A 16346-nucleotide genomic window follows, 5' to 3' on the forward strand; every position below is an offset into this window, starting at 1 on the left:
GGCTCAGCTCACGCCTTGCCGGTAATCTGCCGGTACTTTGCCATCAACTGTTCTTCAGTCTCGGGGTGTGCCTCGTCCAGCGGGATGCAGTCCACCGGGCACACTTGCTGGCACTGAGGCTCGTCATAGTGGCCAACGCATTGGGTGCACAGGTTGGGGTCGATCACGTAGATCTCTTCGCCCTGGGAGATGGCGGCGTTCGGGCACTCGGGTTCGCAGACGTCGCAATTGATGCAATCGTCGGTGATGATCAGGGACATGGGGCACTCCGGCCGGGGCGGCTGGCCCAGGCATTTGAAAAACCAATGGGCGCAATTGTGCCGCATTGGCGCCCGCAGTGCACGCGGGCGCGATGGGGGGCGCCGGGTTACTTCTTGAAGCGCAGGGTCAGCGCGTCGGCGACGACAGGATGGACGAACTTGGTGATATCACCGCCCAGGGCTGCGATTTCACGGACCAGCGTCGAGGAAATGAACGAATAACGCTCCGACGGCGTGAGGAACAGGCTCTCCACATCCGGCGCCAGCTGGCGATTCATGTTGGCCAGCTGGAACTCGTATTCGAAGTCCGAGACCGCCCGCAAGCCGCGCAGGAATACGTTGGCGTTCTGCTCCTTGGCGAAGTGCGCAAGCAGCGTCGAAAAACCGACGACTTCAACGTTCGGCAGATGTTTGGTGACCTCGCGGGCCAGCTCCACACGCTGTTCCAGGGGGAATAGCGGGTTCTTCTTGGGGCTGGCGGCGACGGCAATGATCACATGGTCGAACAGGCGCGAGGCGCGTTCGACCAGATCGCCATGGCCCTTGGTAATAGGGTCGAAGGTACCTGGGTACAACACTCGGTTCATCGCGTCGTCCTGGCGGGAATCCGTTGGGGAGTCGGATGGTATCGCAGCCTTTCCGGTCGGCCAAGTCGCCTGTCACGGAAGAAAGCACTATAGACGTGGCGAATAATCAGCTTTTTCACCCGGTTTTCAAGCGTTCGGCCAGGGCCGTGGCCAGTTGCGCGGTCAGCCCATAGACCGACAACTGGGGGTTGGCGCCAATGCTGGTGGGGAACAGCGAGCCATCGTGGATCGACAGATTGGCCAATTGATGATGGCGCCCGAGGCTGTCGGTGACGGCAATTTTCGGGTTTTCGCCCATGGCGCAACCACCCATCACGTGGGCGCTGCCCAGGCGCGTGCGGTACAGCGCCAGGTCCAGGCCGTCGATCTGGGCCTTGGTCTCGGCCAGGCTCTTCGCATAGCGCGCGTCACTGTGCAGCGGCATCACCGCCTTGGCACCGCCGGCGAACTGGATCTCGGCCATGCTGTGGAAGGCCCGGCGCAGTCCGTCCCAGGCATAGGGCGAGACCTGATAGTCGAGCACCGGGGTGCCGTCGCCGCGCAATTCGACGTTGCCGCCCGTGCTGTCCGGGTGAAAACCGTCACGCAGCAGCGCGAGCATGGCGTGGGTGTGGGGCAGTTGTTCCATGTTCAGCGCGCTTTGCGGGCCGAAACCGCCCAGCAGGGTGCTGGCCAGCGCCGGTTGCAGTGGCGGCACTTCGAGTTTGTAGGACATTTTGCCGGTGGTGCCGTCCAGCCACTGGAAATGGTCGGAGTAGATCGACTGCGGCGCCCCGTAGAACGGGTTGATCACCTCATCGAACAGCCCCGCGGAAAAATTCACCAGGTGCAGGAAGGTACGCTTGCCCAGGCGCGAATGGGGGTCGGGTGCATCGGAGCGCAGCAGCAAGGCCGGGCTGTTGATGCCGCCGCCGGCGAGCACGTAATGCCGGGCCTTGACCGTGATGACGCGGCCGGTAGGGGCCACGCAGCGCTCGTCCATGGCCACGCATTGCAGGCCCGTGACCTGGTCGCCCTTGATCTGCAAGCGCTCGGCGCGGGCCAGGTACAACAGCTCGCCGCCGTGCTCCAGGGTGGATGGGATGGTGGTCACCAGCATCGATTGCTTGGCGTTGGTCGGGCAGCCCAGGCCGCAGTAGCCGAGGTTCCAGCAGCCGCGCACGTTGCGCGGGATCACGTGCCAGCTATAGCCGAGCTTCTCGCAACCGTTGCGGATCACGTCATTGTTGGCGTTGGGCGGCATGGCCCAGGGCGCGACCCCCAGGCGCTGCTCCATCTTTTCGAACCAGGGCGCCATGTCGCTGGCGCTGTGGCCTTTGACTTCGTGCTCGCGGGCCCAGTGTTCCAGGGTCGGGTCCGGGGTGCGAAAGCTCGAGGTCCAGTTGATCAGGGTGGTGCCGCCCACGGCACGACCTTGAAGAATGGTGATGGCGCCGTCCTTGCTCATGCGCCCGATACCTTCCTGATAGAGGCTGGTATAGGCCTGGTCTTCGAGCATCTTGAAATCGCTGCTGGTTTTCAGCGGCCCTTCCTCGATCAGCAAGACCTTGTAGCCGGCGGCGCTGAGGATCTCTGCAGTGGTGCCGCCGCCTGCGCCGCTGCCGATGATGGCGACGTCGGCCTCCAGGGTCAGGTCCTGCTCCAGCTGTGCGCCGTTGTAGGTTTTCCAGCCGCGGGCCAGGCCTTCGCGGAACAGATCGGGTACGGGCATATCAGGCTCTCTGTCGTTTCTTATTATGGAAGGGCGCGGCGGCAGCTACGAGGGGCGATCAGACCTTGGGCGGGCCGGGGTAACCGCAGTGGGCCCAGGACTCGGCGCGGGTGTACCAGGCCATCATCACCAATTGCAGCAATGAGGCATGGCCCATGCGCAGCAGGGACAGCAGGCTGTTTTCCCAGCGCCTGAGGAAGTGGCGGATATCGTCGGCGCTGGCGTTTTCCCAACTGCCCCAGACCCCTGTCAGCGGGCCACGGGTAACGGCCATGCCCAGTACGTCGAACAATTGCTGGGTGAGCTTGAACATCTCCGGCGACAGGTGATTGAGGGCGTTGTCCAGGCTGGCCAGGGTGCCGTCGATGGCGGCAGGCATCTTGTCGGCGGCCACGGCGCCTTCGAGCATCACCGGGATCAGCGCCCGCAGGAATGGCAGGTCGTTGCTGCGCAATATCGCAAAGCCGCTGGCCGGGGTACTGGTAGAACAGCCGCTGAGGCTGGCGCCCAGACCGGCGGTGGCGAGGAAGGCACTGGCGCAGAGGCCGATTTTCAGCAAGCCGCGCCGTGACAGCGCGGGTGATTCAGACAGGCTAGGGGTCATTGTTATTGTTATCCGGCGATCGACTGGTTAGCGGACGAACATCTTCTGAATCAGTTTCTGGATCGATTTTCCGTAGGGTGGATAAATCAGCCGGGCCGCGTTCAGCCGCTGCTTGATCAGCACGCCCTTGGCCTTGCTGAAGGTCAGGAAGCCTTCATGCCCGTGGTAGTGACCCATGCCGGACGGGCCGATGCCGCCAAAGGGCAGGTCGTCCTGGGCCACATGCAGCAGGGTGTCGTTGAGGCACACGCCACCGGAATGGGTGTGTTCGAGCACGCGGTTCTGTTCGGCCTTGTTGTAGCCGAAGTAGTACAGCGCCAACGGACGCGGCCGCTGGTTGATGTAGGCAAAGGCCTGGTCGAGGGTCTGATACGGGACGATGGGCAGGATCGGGCCGAAGATTTCATCCTGCATCACGGTCATGTCGTCGCTGACATTGAGCAGCAGGCTGTGGCCCATGCGCCGCTCCTGGCCCTGGTCGAACAGCGGGATCAGCAGCGCGCCCTTGCTGGTGGCATCGCTCAGGTAGCTGTTGAGCCGCGCCACCTGGCGTTGATTGATGATTGCGGTGTAGTCGGGGTTGTCCGCCAGGGTCGGGAAGAACCCGCGCACGGCCTGGCGGTAAGCCTCGACAAAGGCGCCGATGCGCTCCTCCGGCACCAGCACGTAATCGGGGGCGACACAGGTTTGCCCGGCGTTCAGGGTCTTGCCGAAGGCGATGCGTTCAGCGGCGTCCTTGAGCGGTACGTCGCTGGAAACAATGGCCGGGGACTTGCCGCCCAGCTCCAGGGTCACCGGCGTGAGGTTTTCCGCCGCGGCGCGCATCACATGCTTGCCGATGCTGGTGGCACCGGTGAACAGCAGGTGATCGAAACGCAACTTGGAGAAGGCCATGCCCACTTCAGCCTCGCCGAGCACCACGCACACCAGGTCTTCAGGGAAAACCCGGGCCAGCAATTGCTTGAGCAACCGTCCGGTGGCCGGCGTCGATTCGCTGAGCTTGAGCATCACCCGGTTGCCGGCGGCCAGGGCGCCGACCAAGGGGCCCATGGCCAGGTACAGCGGGTAGTTCCAGGGCACGATCACCCCGATCACCCCCAGCGGTTGGTAAACCACCTTGGCCGAAGCAGGCTGGAAGGCCAGGCCGACTTTGCGCCTGGAGGGTTTCATCCAGCCCTTGAGGTGTTTACGCGCGTAATGAATGCCGTGCAGGCTCGGCATCAGCTCGGCGAGCAGGGTTTCATCGGCGCTGCGGTGGCTGAAGTCCTGGCTGATGGCCTCGATCAGTGCCTGGCGCTCGTTGCTCAGCAGCTCCAGCAGGCTCTTGAGCCATTGCTGGCGCTGGGCAGCGGGCGGCATCGGGTTGGCGGCATAAGCCTGGCGCTGGGCGCAAAACAGCTGTTGAAGCTCGTCCAGTTGCGAGTGGGATTCCTGCAGGTAGGCGATCTCGGCGGACATGAACGGCTCCGATTATTATGGGGTGGCTAGTTTTTAGAGCTTATACTCTAAATTGTCAAATGCCATCCCGGCCGGCTTTGATTTATCCCGCTTCGGATAGGTCGTAAGATGCCGGCCAGCCTTTTCAATGATTAAAGCCCAAGCCCATGGCCCCACGTATAAAAACCCGCGAACGGATTGTTCAGCACAGCCTCGACCTGTTTAACCAGAGTGGCGAGCGTAACGTCAGCACCAACCACATCGCGGCGCACATGGAGATTTCGCCGGGGAACCTGTACTACCACTTCCCGAACAAGCAGGCGATCATCGCCGTGCTCTTCGCCGAATACGAAACCCTGGTCGACAGTTTCCTGCGTCCGCCCCAGGGGCGCCCGATGACCGTTCAGGACAAGCGCTATTACTTGCAGGCACTGCTGGCCGCCATGTGGCGCTACCGCTTCCTGCACCGCGACCTCGAACACCTGCTCGACAGCGACAGCGACCTGGCTGCGCGCTATCGGCGCTTCTCCCAGCGCTGCCTGATTCAGGGCATTGCCATCTATCAGCGCTTTGTCGAAGCCGGGATCCTGCGCATGGACCGGGTGCAGATCGAGTCCCTGACCCTCAACGCCTGGATCATCCTCACGTCCTGGGTGCGTTTTCTCTGCACCACCCGGGAAAACTCCGCGCATTTGAGTGAGGAAGCCGTCAAGCGCGGGGTGTATCAGGTGCTGGTGCTGGAGGCCGGGTTTGTCACCGATCAGGCGCGGGAGGCGGTCGATGGCCTGTTCGACGAGTTTTATGTGCCACTGGCCCAGGCCTTGGAAGAAGTGCAGTAGGATCTACCACCGACTTGAATCACAGGAGCCCGCTATGCCCCTCGCGCAACTGATCAGCCCGCTTGCTCTGGACCTGCGAAAAGAGCAGCCCGGCCTGGTGATAGTGGATTGCCGTTTTGCCCTCGAAGACCCGGATTACGGGCAGCGCAGCTATGCCGAGGGGCATATTGCCGGCGCGCATTTTGCCGACCTTGAGCGTGACCTGAGCGGGCCGGTGGTCAAGGGCGTGACCGGGCGTCACCCCTTGCCGGAACCTGCGGCGTTGCAGGCGCGGTTGCAAGCCTGGGGCATCGATGCCGACAGCGACATCGTGCTCTACGACGACGGCCCTGGTTCTTATGCCGCTCGGGCCTGGTGGTTGCTGGCCTGGCTCGGCAAGCGCGAGGGCGTGTTCATTCTGGATGGTGGCCTCAAAGCCTGGCACGCCGCTGGACTGCCCCTGAGCCTGGATGCGCCGCCGAGCACCCCGGGAAGCTTTGTCGGCAGCCCCGACCACTCGTTGCTGCTCAGTGCCGAGCAGTTGCAGCAGCGCCTGGGCCAGCCCAGCCTGACCCTGCTCGATGCCCGGGCCCAGCCGCGCTTTCGCGGTGAGGTCGAACCCATCGATCCGGTGGCCGGGCATATTCCCGGCGCGCAATGCGCGGCCTTCAGCGAAAACCTGGGCAGCGACGGGCGCTTCCTGCCGGCCGAGCAACTCAAACAGCGTTTCGCCGCGCAATTGGGCAGCCGTTCTCCGACCGATCTGGTGGCGTATTGCGGCAGCGGTGTCACCGCCTGCCACAACCTGTTTGCCCTGAGCCTGGCCGGTTATCCCCTGGGCAAGCTGTACGCCGGCTCGTGGAGCGAATGGATCACCGATCCGACGCGGGCCGTTGCCAAGGGCGACTAAGCCTCAGCCGGACCGCGAATCCGCTTGTGGCGTGCGCTGCTTCAGCCCTCCAGCAGTGCACTGCGGTACGCCGCCGGCGCCACTCCATACACCTGCTTGAATTGCCGGCTGAGATGACTCTGGTCGGCAAACCCCAACTGAGTCGCCACCTCCAGCGGCAGGCAGCCCTCGCGCAACAGCGCCCGGGCCTTGGCGATACGCTGCTGCATCAGCCAGGTATGGGGTGGAATGCCGGTGGCCCGGCGGAACACCCGAGCAAAGTGGAACGGTGACAAATTCACCGCCGTCGCCAATTCTTCCAGTGACGGTGGTGCCGCCAGCTGTGAACGCAGCAGTTCCTTGGCCTGGACAATGGCCCGGTGTTCCTGCCCCGGTGCGCCGGGCGCCTTGACCCCGGCGTGGCGCTGCAACAGCAGGAGCATCATTTCCCGCCACTGGGTCTGCTGCTGCAGGGCGGTGGCCGGGCTTTCCAGCAAGTGGTGCAGGCGGGCGAAGCCGCTGACCAGGTCACTGTCGCGGTACAGGGTCGCGCCAAACGCCGGCAGGCTGCCGCTGGGCAGCTCCAGTTCGTCGAGCAGGGTCAGGATTTGGCGGTTATCCGGATAAAACGCCCGGTACAGCCAGCCGTCCTCGGCGCCCTTGGCCCCGGTGTGCAGCTCGTCGGGGTTGATCAGCACCAGGGTGCCGCTGGCCGCCAGGTGTTCGGCGCCGCGATAGCGGTAGCGCTGGGCGCCGGCCATGATCATGCCGATCACATAGCCATCGTGCACATGGGGCACGAAACGCTGCTCGATGTAGCGCGCGGCCAGCAGTTCGACCCCGGCCAATGGCGCGGTCTGCCAGAAACGGATTGATTCGCCGCCGGAGGCTGCCATGGCTATGGGCGATCCAGGGCGGTCAGCCAGCGCGGAATGCGGCGTTCGAGGTAATAGCCGGGGCGCTTCAGCGAGCCCTCGACAAACCCCACGTGCCCGCCCTTGGCTTGCAGCTCGAAATGGGTGCAAGCCGACAGCTCGGCGGCCTGCGGCAGGCTGTGGGTGAACACGAAGGGGTCGTCGGCGGCCTGGATAATCAGGGTCGGGGTGCGGATCTCGCCGAGAAAGTAGCGACTGGAGGCGCGGCGGTAATAGTCCTCGGCATCGGCAAAACCATGCAGCGGCGCGGTGACCCGGCCGTCGAACTCCCAGAAGGTGCGCATGTTCTCCAGGGAGCCCAGGCCCTCCAGGGTGGCCAGGCCTTCATGGCGCTCGTCGAGCCGGAACTGCCGCTGCTTGTGCTTGATGTAGGCCAGCATCTCGCGCATGAAGTGCGCCTGGTAGACCTTGGAGAACCCCTGGCCGATACGGTCGGCGCACTGGTCCAGGCGAAACGGCACCGACACCGCCACCGCGCCCTGCAACTGGCTGGCGCTGCCGCTTTCCCCCAGGTACTTGAGCAGCACGTTGCCACCCAGGGAGTAACCCACCGCATACAGCTGCGCCAATGGGCGCTTGGCGCGCAAGTGGGCAATGGCGGCGGCCAGGTCTTCGCTGGCGCCGGAGTGGTAGCTGCGCGGCAGCAGGTTCGGTTCGCCCGAGCAGCCGCGCCAGTTCAGCGCGGCGCTGGCCCAGCCCTGTTCGGCCAGCACTTTCTGCAGCCCGGCCACGTAAGGCGAATTGGAAGAACCGGTCAGCCCATGCAGCACCAGCACCAGCGGGGCCTGGGCGTTATGGGGGCCATGCCAGTCGAGGTCGAGGAAGTCGCCATCGTCGAGCCAGAGGCGCTCGCGTTCGCGTTCCAGGTGTGTGGTTTTGCGCCACAGCGGGCCCCACAACGTTTGCAGGTGCGGGTTGCCGAGGCCGAAGGCGGGGGTGAAGCGATCTGACGATGTAGGCACGCTGATTCTCGATGCAGCGCTGCGCAGACGGGCTGCGCAGCGTGTTCAGGCCGGTGCTTTAACCGGCGATCTCTGCCATACGGTGCCACAACGCGTAATGCACTTGCCCGGATTTTTGTTCACGGTGCAGGCGCCAACTGGCCGGCAGGCCCAGGGTCGAGGGTGCGCTTTCGCTTTCGGTGTAGATCCAGGCCTCGGCGGCCAGCCAGTTGCGCTCTTCAAGCAGGGCGCAGGCGGTCGGCAGCAGGTTCTGGTGGAACGGCGGGTCGAGGAACACCAGGTCAAAGGCGCTGGCCGGCTGGCTTTCGAGGTAGCGCAGGGCGTCGGCGGTCTGCACCTGGCCGACGCTGCAGCGCAGAGTGCCCAGGTGTTCGCGCAGGCTGGACACCGCGACATTGCTGCTGTCCAGGGCCTGGCCCATGGCGGCGCCACGGGACAGGGCCTCAAGGAACAGCGCGCCGCTGCCGGCGAACAGGTCGAGCACCTTGGCCCCGGCAACATAGGGCGCGAGCCAGTTGAACAGGGTCTCGCGCACACGGTCCGGGGTCGGGCGCAGGCCCGGCACATCGGGGAAGCTCAGGCGCCGGCTGCGCCATTCACCGCCAATGATGCGCAGGTGGCCGACGCCGTTGTGCTGGTTGTGCACGGGTTTTTTGCTGGGACGCGATGGGCTGGCCATTAATGCTCCGGAACCCCGAGCGGTTGCTCGGCGGGTTTGTCAGTGGGGGCCGGCAACGGCTTTTGCGGGACGGTCGGGCCAGCGCTGACGATCACCATCTTGTCGGCGCTCAGGTGTTTGTTCAGGGCGGTCTTGACCTGTTCCACGGTCAGGCTCTGGGACTGCTGCATAAAGTCTTCGAGGTAGCTCAGCGGCAGGTCATAGAAGCCCATGGCCCCCAGTTGCCCGACGATGTCGGCGTTGCTGGCGGTGGACAGCGGGAAGCTGCCGGCCAGTTCACGCTTGGCGTCTTCGAGCTCTTTCTCGGTCGGGCCGGTCTTCAGGTAGTCGGCCAGCACGTCCTGCACCAGTTTCAGGGTGCCCTCGCTCATTTCGGCGCGGGTTTGCAGGTTGATCATGAACGGACCGCGGGCCTGCATCGGGGTAAAGCCCGAGTAGACGCCGTAGGTCAGGCCACGTTTTTCGCGGACTTCGCTCATCAGCCGGGTGCCGAAGCCGCCGCCACCGAGGATCTGGTTACCCATGGACAGCGCGGCGTAATCCGGGTCGGCGCGGTCGATGCCCAGTTGGGCCAGCATCAGGTTGGTCTGGCTCGACGGAAACTCGATATGGCCGGTGCTCGCCTTGGGCTCGCTCGGTTGTGCGATCTTCGCCAGCGCCGGGCCTTTGGGCAGGGCGCTGGAGACTTGCGCGGCAATTGCCTCGGCGTCGCTGCGCGAAAGGTCGCCGACCAGGGCGATCACCACGTTGCCGGCGGCATAGGCCTTGGCGTGGAAAGCACGCAGTTGTTCCAGGGTGATCGGCGGGATGCTCTGGGCGTTGCCGTCGCTGGAGTGGGCGTAAGGGTGCTCGCCGTACAGGCGCTTCATCAGTTCCAGGCTCGCCAGCTTGCCGGGGTTCTGTTTCTGGTATTCGAAGCCCGCGAGCATCTGGTTCTTGATCCGTGCCAGGGAGTCGGCAGGGAAGGTCGGCTTGCCCACCACTTCGGCGAACAGCTTCAGCGCCGGTTCGCGTTTATCCACGGCGCTCAGGCTGCGCAGCGAGGCCACGGCCATGTCCTTGTAGGCGCCATTGCCGAAATCGGCCCCCAGGCTTTCAAAGCCCTGGGCAATCGCCCCCACATCCTTGCCGGCCACGCCTTCGTTGAGCATGGCATTGGTCAGCAGGGCCAGGCCCTGGGCCTTGCCATCCTGGCTGCTGCCGGCGGAGAAGATCAGGCGCATGTCGAACATCGGCAGTTCACGGGCTTCGACGAACAGCACCTTGGCGCCTTCGGCGGTGTTCCAGGTCTGCACGTTGAGGCTGCGGTGGCTGGGGGCCTTGCCGTCCAGTTCGGCCAGGGATTGCAGCTTCTGGCTCGACTTGGCCTGGTCCAGGGCCTCGCTGGCCTTGGAATCGCCTTGCGGGTACAGGTAGACGCCGGCGGCGCCGACCAGGGCAACGAGCACCAGGCCGATCAGGGCCGGGCGTGAGTTCTTGCGCTTACTCATGAGCGGACTCCTCAGGCAGTACGTGCGCAACGCTCAGACGTTCGCGGGTGAAGTAGGTACGGGCGGCTTTCTGGATATCTTCCGGGGTCACGCCCTGCAATTCGGCCAGTTCGGTGTCCATCAGCTTCCAGGACAGGCCGACGGTTTCCAGCTGGCCAATGGCGGTGGCCTGGCTGGTGATCGAGTCGCGCTCGAAGACCAGGCCGGCAATGACCTGAGCCCGCACGCGCTCCAGCTCCTCGGCGCTCGGCGGGGTGGTCTTCAACTGGTCCAGCAGGCGCCACACCCCGGCTTCAGCCTGGGCGATGGTCTTTTTCTTCTGGCTGTTGGGGGTCGCGGAGAGCATGAACAGGCTGTCGCCGCGGGTGTAGGCGTCGTAGTTCGACGAGCCGCCGGAGACCAGCTCTTCGCCGCGCTCCAGCTGGGTCGGAATGCGACCGCTGTAGCCGCCGTCGAGCAGGGCGGAGATCAGGCGCAGGGCATGCACCGAGCGTTTGTCTTCAGCGGTGGCGATGCTCGGCACGTTGAAGGCCAGCATCAGGCTCGGCAACTGGGTCTTCACGTGCAGGGTGATCTGCCGCTCGCCCGGCTCGGCCAGTTCCAGGGGGATCTTCGACGGTGGCACGTCACGCTTGGCGATCGGGCCGAAGTAACGCTGGGCCAGGGCTTTCACCTCGTCCGGAGTCACATCGCCGACCACCACCAGGGTGGCGTTGTTCGGCACATACCAGGACTGGTACCAGTGGCGCAGCTCCTCGACCTTCATCCGGTTGAGGTCGGCCATCCAGCCGATGGTCGGCGTGTGATAACCGCTGGCGGGGTAGGCCATGGCCTTGAACCGCTCGTAAGCCTTGGACATCGGCTTGTCGTCGGTGCGCAGACGGCGTTCTTCCTTGATCACTTCGATCTCGCGGCTGAACTCGTCGGGCGGCAGGCGCAGGCTGGCCATGCGGTCGGCTTCCAGCTCGAAGGCCACGCCCAGACGGTCGCGGGCCAGGACCTGGTAATAGGCGGTGAAGTCATCGCTGGTGAAGGCGTTTTCCTCGGCGCCGAGGTCCCGCAGGATCAGCGAGGCTTCGCCGGGGCCGACCTTTTCGCTGCCCTTGAACATCATGTGTTCCAGGGCGTGGGACAAACCGGTCTGGCCCGGGGTCTCGTAGCTGGAGCCGACCTTGTACCAGACCTGGGACACCACGACAGGCGCACGATGGTCTTCGCGCACGACGACCTTGAGGCCGTTGTCGAGGGTGAATTCATGGGTCGGTTGTGGATCGGCAGCCAGGGCTGAAAGGGGCAGACAAACTGTGCTGAGCAGCAGGCCTGCAGCGCGGCGGGCTAGAGCATTCATTCGTTTTTAAACCTGTTGGACTGCCCGCTTGGTCTTAGCCTGTACGGGCGAGGAGGTGCTAGGATACTGATCCGTTTTAGCGGCGGCCACGCCTATCGGGCCTTTGTGCTGGATCAGGTTGTATGGGTTTGCTGCGGAAGGTCGGTTTTTATCAGCTAAACTTCGCTTTTTCGCCGATTTTACCGTTCCAGTCCTGAGTGAAATCGTTCTTTGATGTGCGTGTGGGCACTTCAACAAAATGTTGCGCGTGAACAAGCTGGGTGAAACGCAGTCTGTTCTGCATCGAATATTTATTTACCGAGGCGCCACCTTGGCGCGTCGCTACCTTGAGATAGCCGTCCTCCATGTTTGGTTCCAACGACGACAAGAAGACCCCAGCCCCGGCTGGCGAGAAAAAAAGCCTGTTCGGATGGCTGCGCAAAAAACCGCAGGAAACCGTCGTCGAACAGCCGCAAGCCCTTCCTGAAGCCGCTCCCGAGCCGCTTGCCCAGCCCGCAGCAGAGGTTGAAGCGCCGGCGGCCGTGATCCTGCCGCTGGCCGAGCCGATTCTGCAGCCGGTGGCCGAACCTGCCCCTGAGCCTGCCCCCGCTGCCGAATTGCCGCTGACACCCGCCCCCGAGCACCAACCCTGGCTGACCCTGCCGGTGGCGGAAGAGCCGGTGGCCCTGGTGGAAGACGAGCAGGCCATTGATGTCAGCCCGCCGATCCCGGCCCCGGCGTCCAATGTTGCCCCTGCATTTGAATCAGAGCCGGTGCGGTCGGCGCCTGAAGCGGCGCTGCCGGAGCCGGTTGCACCGGTCTTCGTTGCCCCGCAACCTGCTGCACCTGCACCTGCACCTGCACCTGCACCTGCACCTGCACCTGCACCTGCACCTGCACCTGCACCTGCACCTGCACCTGCACCTGCACCTGCACCTGCACCTGTCGTTGAAGTCGTGGCCGCGCCTGTGGAAATTGCGGTTGCGGTCGAGCCCGCAGCCAGCCCGGCAGAAACCAAAGTCGGTTTCTTCGCCCGCCTTAAGCAGGGCCTGTCCAAGACCAGCGCCAGTATCGGCGAAGGCATGGCTAGCCTGTTCCTGGGCAAGAAAACCATCGATGACGAGCTGCTCGAAGACATCGAGACCCGCCTGCTGACGGCCGACGTGGGCGTTGAAGCCACTTCGGTGATCATCCAGAACCTGACCCAGAAGGTCGCGCGCAAGCAGTTGACCGACGTCGATGCGCTGTACACATCCTTGCAGGCCGAGCTGACCGCCATGCTCAAGCCGGTCGAGCAGCCGTTGCAGATCACCTCGCAGAACAAGCCGTTCGTGATCCTGGTGGTTGGCGTCAACGGCGCCGGCAAGACCACCACCATTGGCAAGCTGGCGAAGAAGCTGCAGCTGGAAGGCAAGAAGGTCATGCTGGCCGCCGGCGATACCTTCCGCGCCGCTGCCGTCGAGCAATTGCAGGTCTGGGGCGAGCGCAACAAGATCCCGGTGATTGCCCAGCACACCGGCGCCGATTCGGCTTCGGTGATCTTCGACGCCGTCCAGGCCGCCAAGGCCCGGGGCATCGACGTGCTGATCGCCGACACCGCCGGCCGCCTGCACACCAAAGACAACCTGATGGAAGAGCTGAAGAAAGTGCGCCGGGTCATCGGCAAGCTGGACGCAGACGCGCCCCATGAAGTGCTGCTGGTGCTTGACGCCGGCACCGGGCAGAACGCCATCAGCCAGGCCAAGCAGTTCCACCAGACCGTGGAATTGACCGGCCTGGCCCTGACCAAGCTCGATGGCACTGCCAAAGGCGGGGTGATCTTCGCCCTGGCCAAGCAGTTCAACCTGCCGATCCGTTATATCGGGGTCGGTGAAGGCATCGATGATTTGCGTACCTTTGAAGCAGAACCCTTTGTCCAGGCACTGTTTGCCGAGCGGGAGCGTTCATGATTCGTTTCGAACAGGTCGGTAAACGCTACCCGAACGGTCACGTCGGCTTGCATGAGCTGAGCTTTCGAGTGCGACGTGGCGAGTTTCTGTTTGTCACCGGCCACTCCGGGGCCGGTAAAAGTACCTTGCTGCGCCTGCTGCTGGCCATGGAGCGCCCGACCACCGGCAAATTGCTGCTGGCCGGACAGGACCTGGGCACCATCAGCAATGCACAGATTCCTTACCTGCGCCGGCAGATCGGCGTGGTGTTCCAGAATCACCAGTTATTGTTCGATCGCACGGTGTTCAACAACGTGGCCCTGCCGCTGCAGATCCTCGGGCTGTCCAAGGCCGAGATCGCCAAGCGTGTGGATTCTGCCCTGGAGCGCGTGGCGCTGTCGGACAAGACCGATCTGTACCCCGGCGACCTCTCCACCGGTCAGCAGCAACGCGTCGGTATTGCCCGCGCCATCGTCCATCGCCCGGCCTTGCTGCTGGCGGACGAACCCACCGGTAACCTCGACCCGCGTCTGGCCGCTGAAATCATGGGTGTGTTCGAAGACATCAACCGCCTGGGCACCAGCGTGCTGATCGCCAGTCACGACCTGGCGCTGATCGCCCGCATGCGCCATCGCATGTTGACCCTGCAACGTGGCCGATTGATCGGCGACGGGGAGGCCGGGGTATGAGTGCCACTCGCAGTCCGAAAGTTGCCGAGCGTGTGGCGCCTAAAGCCTCCGATCCGCAACCCTCGAAGAAAAAGCGCGATGAAGACGACGGCCCGGATTTCGGCACTCAGCTGCATGCCTGGATCGAAAACCACCGCGCCAGCCTGCTCGATAGCCTGCGACGCCTGGGCAAGCAGCCAATCGGCAGCTTTTTTACCTGCCTGGTGATGGCGGTGGCCCTGAGCTTGCCTATGGGTCTGTCGCTGCTGCTGAACAACGTCGAGCGCCTCGGTGGCTCGTGGCAGCGGGCGGCGCAGATTTCCCTGTACCTGCAACTCGACGCCAGCGCCACCGAAGGCGAGAAGCTCAGCGAGCAGATCAAGGGCTTGCCGGGCGTGGCGGATGCCGAGTTCATCAGCAAGGACCGCGCCCTGGAAGAGTTCCAGCAGCAGTCTGGGCTGGGCGATGCGCTCAAGGAGTTGCCGCAGAACCCGTTGCCGGGCGTGGTCCTGGTGACGCCGAATGAAGTCGACAAGGCCACCCTGGAAGCCCTGCGTCAGCGCCTGGCGGATATGCCCAAGGTGCAATTGGCGCAACTGGATCTGGTGTGGGTCGAGCGTCTGGCGGCGATCCTCAAGCTGGGCGACCGGTTTGTCTTCGGCCTGACGGTGCTGCTGGTTTCCGCATTACTTTTGGTGATAGGCAATACCATTCGTCTTCATATTGAAAACCGCCGCACAGAGATAGAAGTGATTAAACTCGTCGGCGGCACTGACAGCTATGTACGGCGTCCCTTCCTTTATATGGGCGCGTTGTATGGCTTCGGTGCGGGGCTTCTGTCCTGGGGGGTGCTGGCGTTTGGCCTTGATTGGCTGAACGATGCAGTAGTCGGGCTTGCCGGTTTGTACGGCAGTGATTTTGCCCTGGCGGGTGTACCGCCCGCCGACGGTCTGTCTCTCTTGCTTGGCGCGGTGCTGTTAGGGTATATCGGTGCATGGATTGCGGTCGCTCGACACCTCAGGGAACTGGCGCCGAAGTAGTGTCTTTTTGCTTGTATTGACCTTTCAGCATTTATGGGAACTTGTTCTTCGGTTTCTGGTCAATTTTCGCAGTGCTGAACTGCACGAGTTATGTAAGTCGGAGGTTTTTTCGTATGACCACTTCTTTGCAACCTGCTTATGCCCTAGTCCCAGGCGCAAACCTGGAAGCCTATGTGCACACCGTGAACAGCATTCCATTGCTGACACCGGAGCAGGAGCGTGAACTGGCCGAGAGTCTCTACTATGAGCAGGATCTTGGGGCGGCTCGGCAGATGGTGCTCGCCCACCTGCGTTTTGTTGTACATATCGCCCGTAGCTATTCCGGCTACGGTCTGGCCCAGGCTGACCTGATTCAGGAAGGCAATGTGGGCCTGATGAAAGCGGTCAAACGCTTCAACCCGGAAATGGGTGTGCGCCTGGTGTCCTTTGCCGTGCACTGGATCAAGGCGGAAATTCACGAGTTCATCCTGCGCAACTGGCGCATCGTGAAAGTCGCGACCACCAAGGCCCAGCGCAAGCTGTTCTTCAATCTGCGCAGCCAGAAGAAACGTCTGGCCTGGCTGAACAATGAAGAAGTGCATCGTGTAGCGGAAAGCCTCGGCGTCGAGCCGCGGGAAGTGCGGGAGATGGAAAGTCGCCTGACTGGCCAGGACATGGCGTTCGACCCAGCCGCCGAAGCGGATGACGACAGCGCGTTCCAGTCGCCAGCCAACTACCTGGAAGACCACCGCTACGACCCGGCGCGGCAACTGGAGGATGCGGATTGGAGCGACAACTCCAACCACAACCTGCACGAAGCCCTGGAAGTGCTGGACGACCGCAGCCGCGACATCCTCTACCAGCGCTGGCTGGCAGAAGAGAAAGCCACGCTGCACGACCTGGCGCAGAAGTACAACGTGTCGGCCGAGCGGATTCGTCAGCTTGAGAAAAGCGCGATGAACAAGCTGAAGCTGTCGATTGCGGCGTAAGCCCTGGCGCAATAAAAAACGCCCCGGTCATTGATCGGGGCGT

At 63.5% G+C, this 16346-nt stretch carries 17 protein-coding genes; 6 read left to right on the forward strand and 11 right to left on the reverse strand.

What is annotated here, in order from left to right; all coding sequences use genetic code 11:
• Positions 1-8 precede the first annotated feature (8 nt).
• The 5 genes from ACOZJV_RS19735 to ACOZJV_RS19755 all read right to left on the reverse strand — a co-directional run bounded on the left by ACOZJV_RS19735 (position 9) and on the right by ACOZJV_RS19755 (position 4620).
• Complete coding sequence (locus ACOZJV_RS19735) at positions 9-260, reverse strand: YfhL family 4Fe-4S dicluster ferredoxin (protein WP_020295838.1); 252 nt, start codon at positions 258-260, stop codon at positions 9-11.
• Positions 261-367: 107 nt separating this feature from the next.
• Positions 368-847, reverse strand: coding sequence for a pantetheine-phosphate adenylyltransferase (gene coaD, locus ACOZJV_RS19740; protein ID WP_008019993.1), 480 nt, complete (start codon positions 845-847; stop codon positions 368-370).
• Between the two features lie 115 nt (positions 848-962).
• Positions 963-2558, reverse strand: coding sequence for a GMC family oxidoreductase N-terminal domain-containing protein (locus ACOZJV_RS19745; protein WP_421548280.1), 1596 nt, complete (start codon positions 2556-2558; stop codon positions 963-965).
• Between the two features lie 58 nt (positions 2559-2616).
• A complete protein-coding gene (locus tag ACOZJV_RS19750; protein ID WP_421548281.1) occupies positions 2617-3162 on the reverse strand; it encodes a twin-arginine translocation pathway signal protein in 546 nt (181 codons plus the stop codon).
• A 27-nt stretch (positions 3163-3189) separates the two neighbouring features.
• Entirely contained in the window at positions 3190-4620 is a 1431-nt protein-coding gene (locus ACOZJV_RS19755) for a coniferyl aldehyde dehydrogenase (RefSeq protein ID WP_078473513.1), read from the reverse strand.
• A 146-nt stretch (positions 4621-4766) separates the two neighbouring features.
• Here ACOZJV_RS19755 and ACOZJV_RS19760 point away from each other — a divergent pair, with 146 nt between their 5' ends.
• Both ACOZJV_RS19760 and ACOZJV_RS19765 read left to right on the forward strand, forming a co-directional pair.
• Positions 4767-5438 carry a TetR/AcrR family transcriptional regulator gene (locus ACOZJV_RS19760; protein ID WP_020295834.1) on the forward strand — a complete coding sequence of 224 codons (672 nt, stop codon included), beginning with the start codon at positions 4767-4769 and terminating at the stop codon, positions 5436-5438.
• A 34-nt stretch (positions 5439-5472) separates the two neighbouring features.
• Complete coding sequence (locus ACOZJV_RS19765; RefSeq protein WP_201128424.1) at positions 5473-6327, forward strand: sulfurtransferase; 855 nt, start codon at positions 5473-5475, stop codon at positions 6325-6327.
• 41 nt (positions 6328-6368) lie between these two features.
• Here the strand turns inward: ACOZJV_RS19765 and ACOZJV_RS19770 are convergent, their stop codons facing one another.
• From ACOZJV_RS19770 to ACOZJV_RS19795, 6 genes are all read right to left on the reverse strand, one after another.
• Complete coding sequence (locus ACOZJV_RS19770; protein WP_201128422.1) at positions 6369-7202, reverse strand: AraC family transcriptional regulator; 834 nt, start codon at positions 7200-7202, stop codon at positions 6369-6371.
• A 2-nt stretch (positions 7203-7204) separates the two neighbouring features.
• Positions 7205-8203: a hydrolase gene (locus tag ACOZJV_RS19775; RefSeq protein WP_421548282.1), complete on the reverse strand. Its 999-nt coding sequence runs from the start codon at positions 8201-8203 to the stop codon at positions 7205-7207.
• Positions 8204-8261: 58 nt separating this feature from the next.
• Entirely contained in the window at positions 8262-8882 is a 621-nt protein-coding gene (gene rsmD / locus ACOZJV_RS19780) for a 16S rRNA (guanine(966)-N(2))-methyltransferase RsmD (protein ID WP_078473517.1), read from the reverse strand.
• Positions 8882-10372, reverse strand: coding sequence for a M16 family metallopeptidase (locus ACOZJV_RS19785; protein WP_078473518.1), 1491 nt, complete (start codon positions 10370-10372; stop codon positions 8882-8884). The genes rsmD and ACOZJV_RS19785 overlap by 1 nt, the downstream gene beginning before the upstream one ends.
• On the reverse strand, positions 10365-11720 hold the full coding sequence (locus ACOZJV_RS19790) for a M16 family metallopeptidase (RefSeq protein WP_421548283.1): 1356 nt from the start codon (positions 11718-11720) through the stop codon (positions 10365-10367). The genes ACOZJV_RS19785 and ACOZJV_RS19790 overlap by 8 nt, the downstream gene beginning before the upstream one ends.
• A gap of 151 nt (positions 11721-11871) precedes the next feature.
• Complete coding sequence (locus ACOZJV_RS19795; RefSeq protein ID WP_078473520.1) at positions 11872-12066, reverse strand: hypothetical protein; 195 nt, start codon at positions 12064-12066, stop codon at positions 11872-11874.
• On the opposite strand from ACOZJV_RS19795, the gene ftsY reads away from it, so the two are divergent.
• The 4 genes from ftsY (at position 12065) to rpoH (ending at position 16303) form a co-directional block, all read left to right on the forward strand.
• Positions 12065-13648, forward strand: coding sequence for a signal recognition particle-docking protein FtsY (ftsY, locus tag ACOZJV_RS19800; RefSeq protein ID WP_421548284.1), 1584 nt, complete (start codon positions 12065-12067; stop codon positions 13646-13648). The genes ACOZJV_RS19795 and ftsY overlap by 2 nt on opposite strands.
• Positions 13645-14316 carry a cell division ATP-binding protein FtsE gene (ftsE, locus tag ACOZJV_RS19805; RefSeq protein ID WP_020295825.1) on the forward strand — a complete coding sequence of 224 codons (672 nt, stop codon included), beginning with the start codon at positions 13645-13647 and terminating at the stop codon, positions 14314-14316. The genes ftsY and ftsE overlap by 4 nt, the downstream gene beginning before the upstream one ends.
• Positions 14313-15335, forward strand: coding sequence for a permease-like cell division protein FtsX (ftsX, locus tag ACOZJV_RS19810; protein ID WP_020295824.1), 1023 nt, complete (start codon positions 14313-14315; stop codon positions 15333-15335). Before ftsE ends, ftsX begins: the two co-directional genes overlap by 4 nt.
• A gap of 113 nt (positions 15336-15448) precedes the next feature.
• A complete protein-coding gene (gene rpoH, locus ACOZJV_RS19815) occupies positions 15449-16303 on the forward strand; it encodes an RNA polymerase sigma factor RpoH (protein ID WP_020295823.1) in 855 nt (284 codons plus the stop codon).
• Positions 16304-16346: the final 43 nt, after the last annotated feature.

Origin of the sequence: Pseudomonas sp. QD4, assembly GCF_049199125.1 — a bacterium.
Lineage (GTDB): Bacteria > Pseudomonadota > Gammaproteobacteria > Pseudomonadales > Pseudomonadaceae > Aquipseudomonas.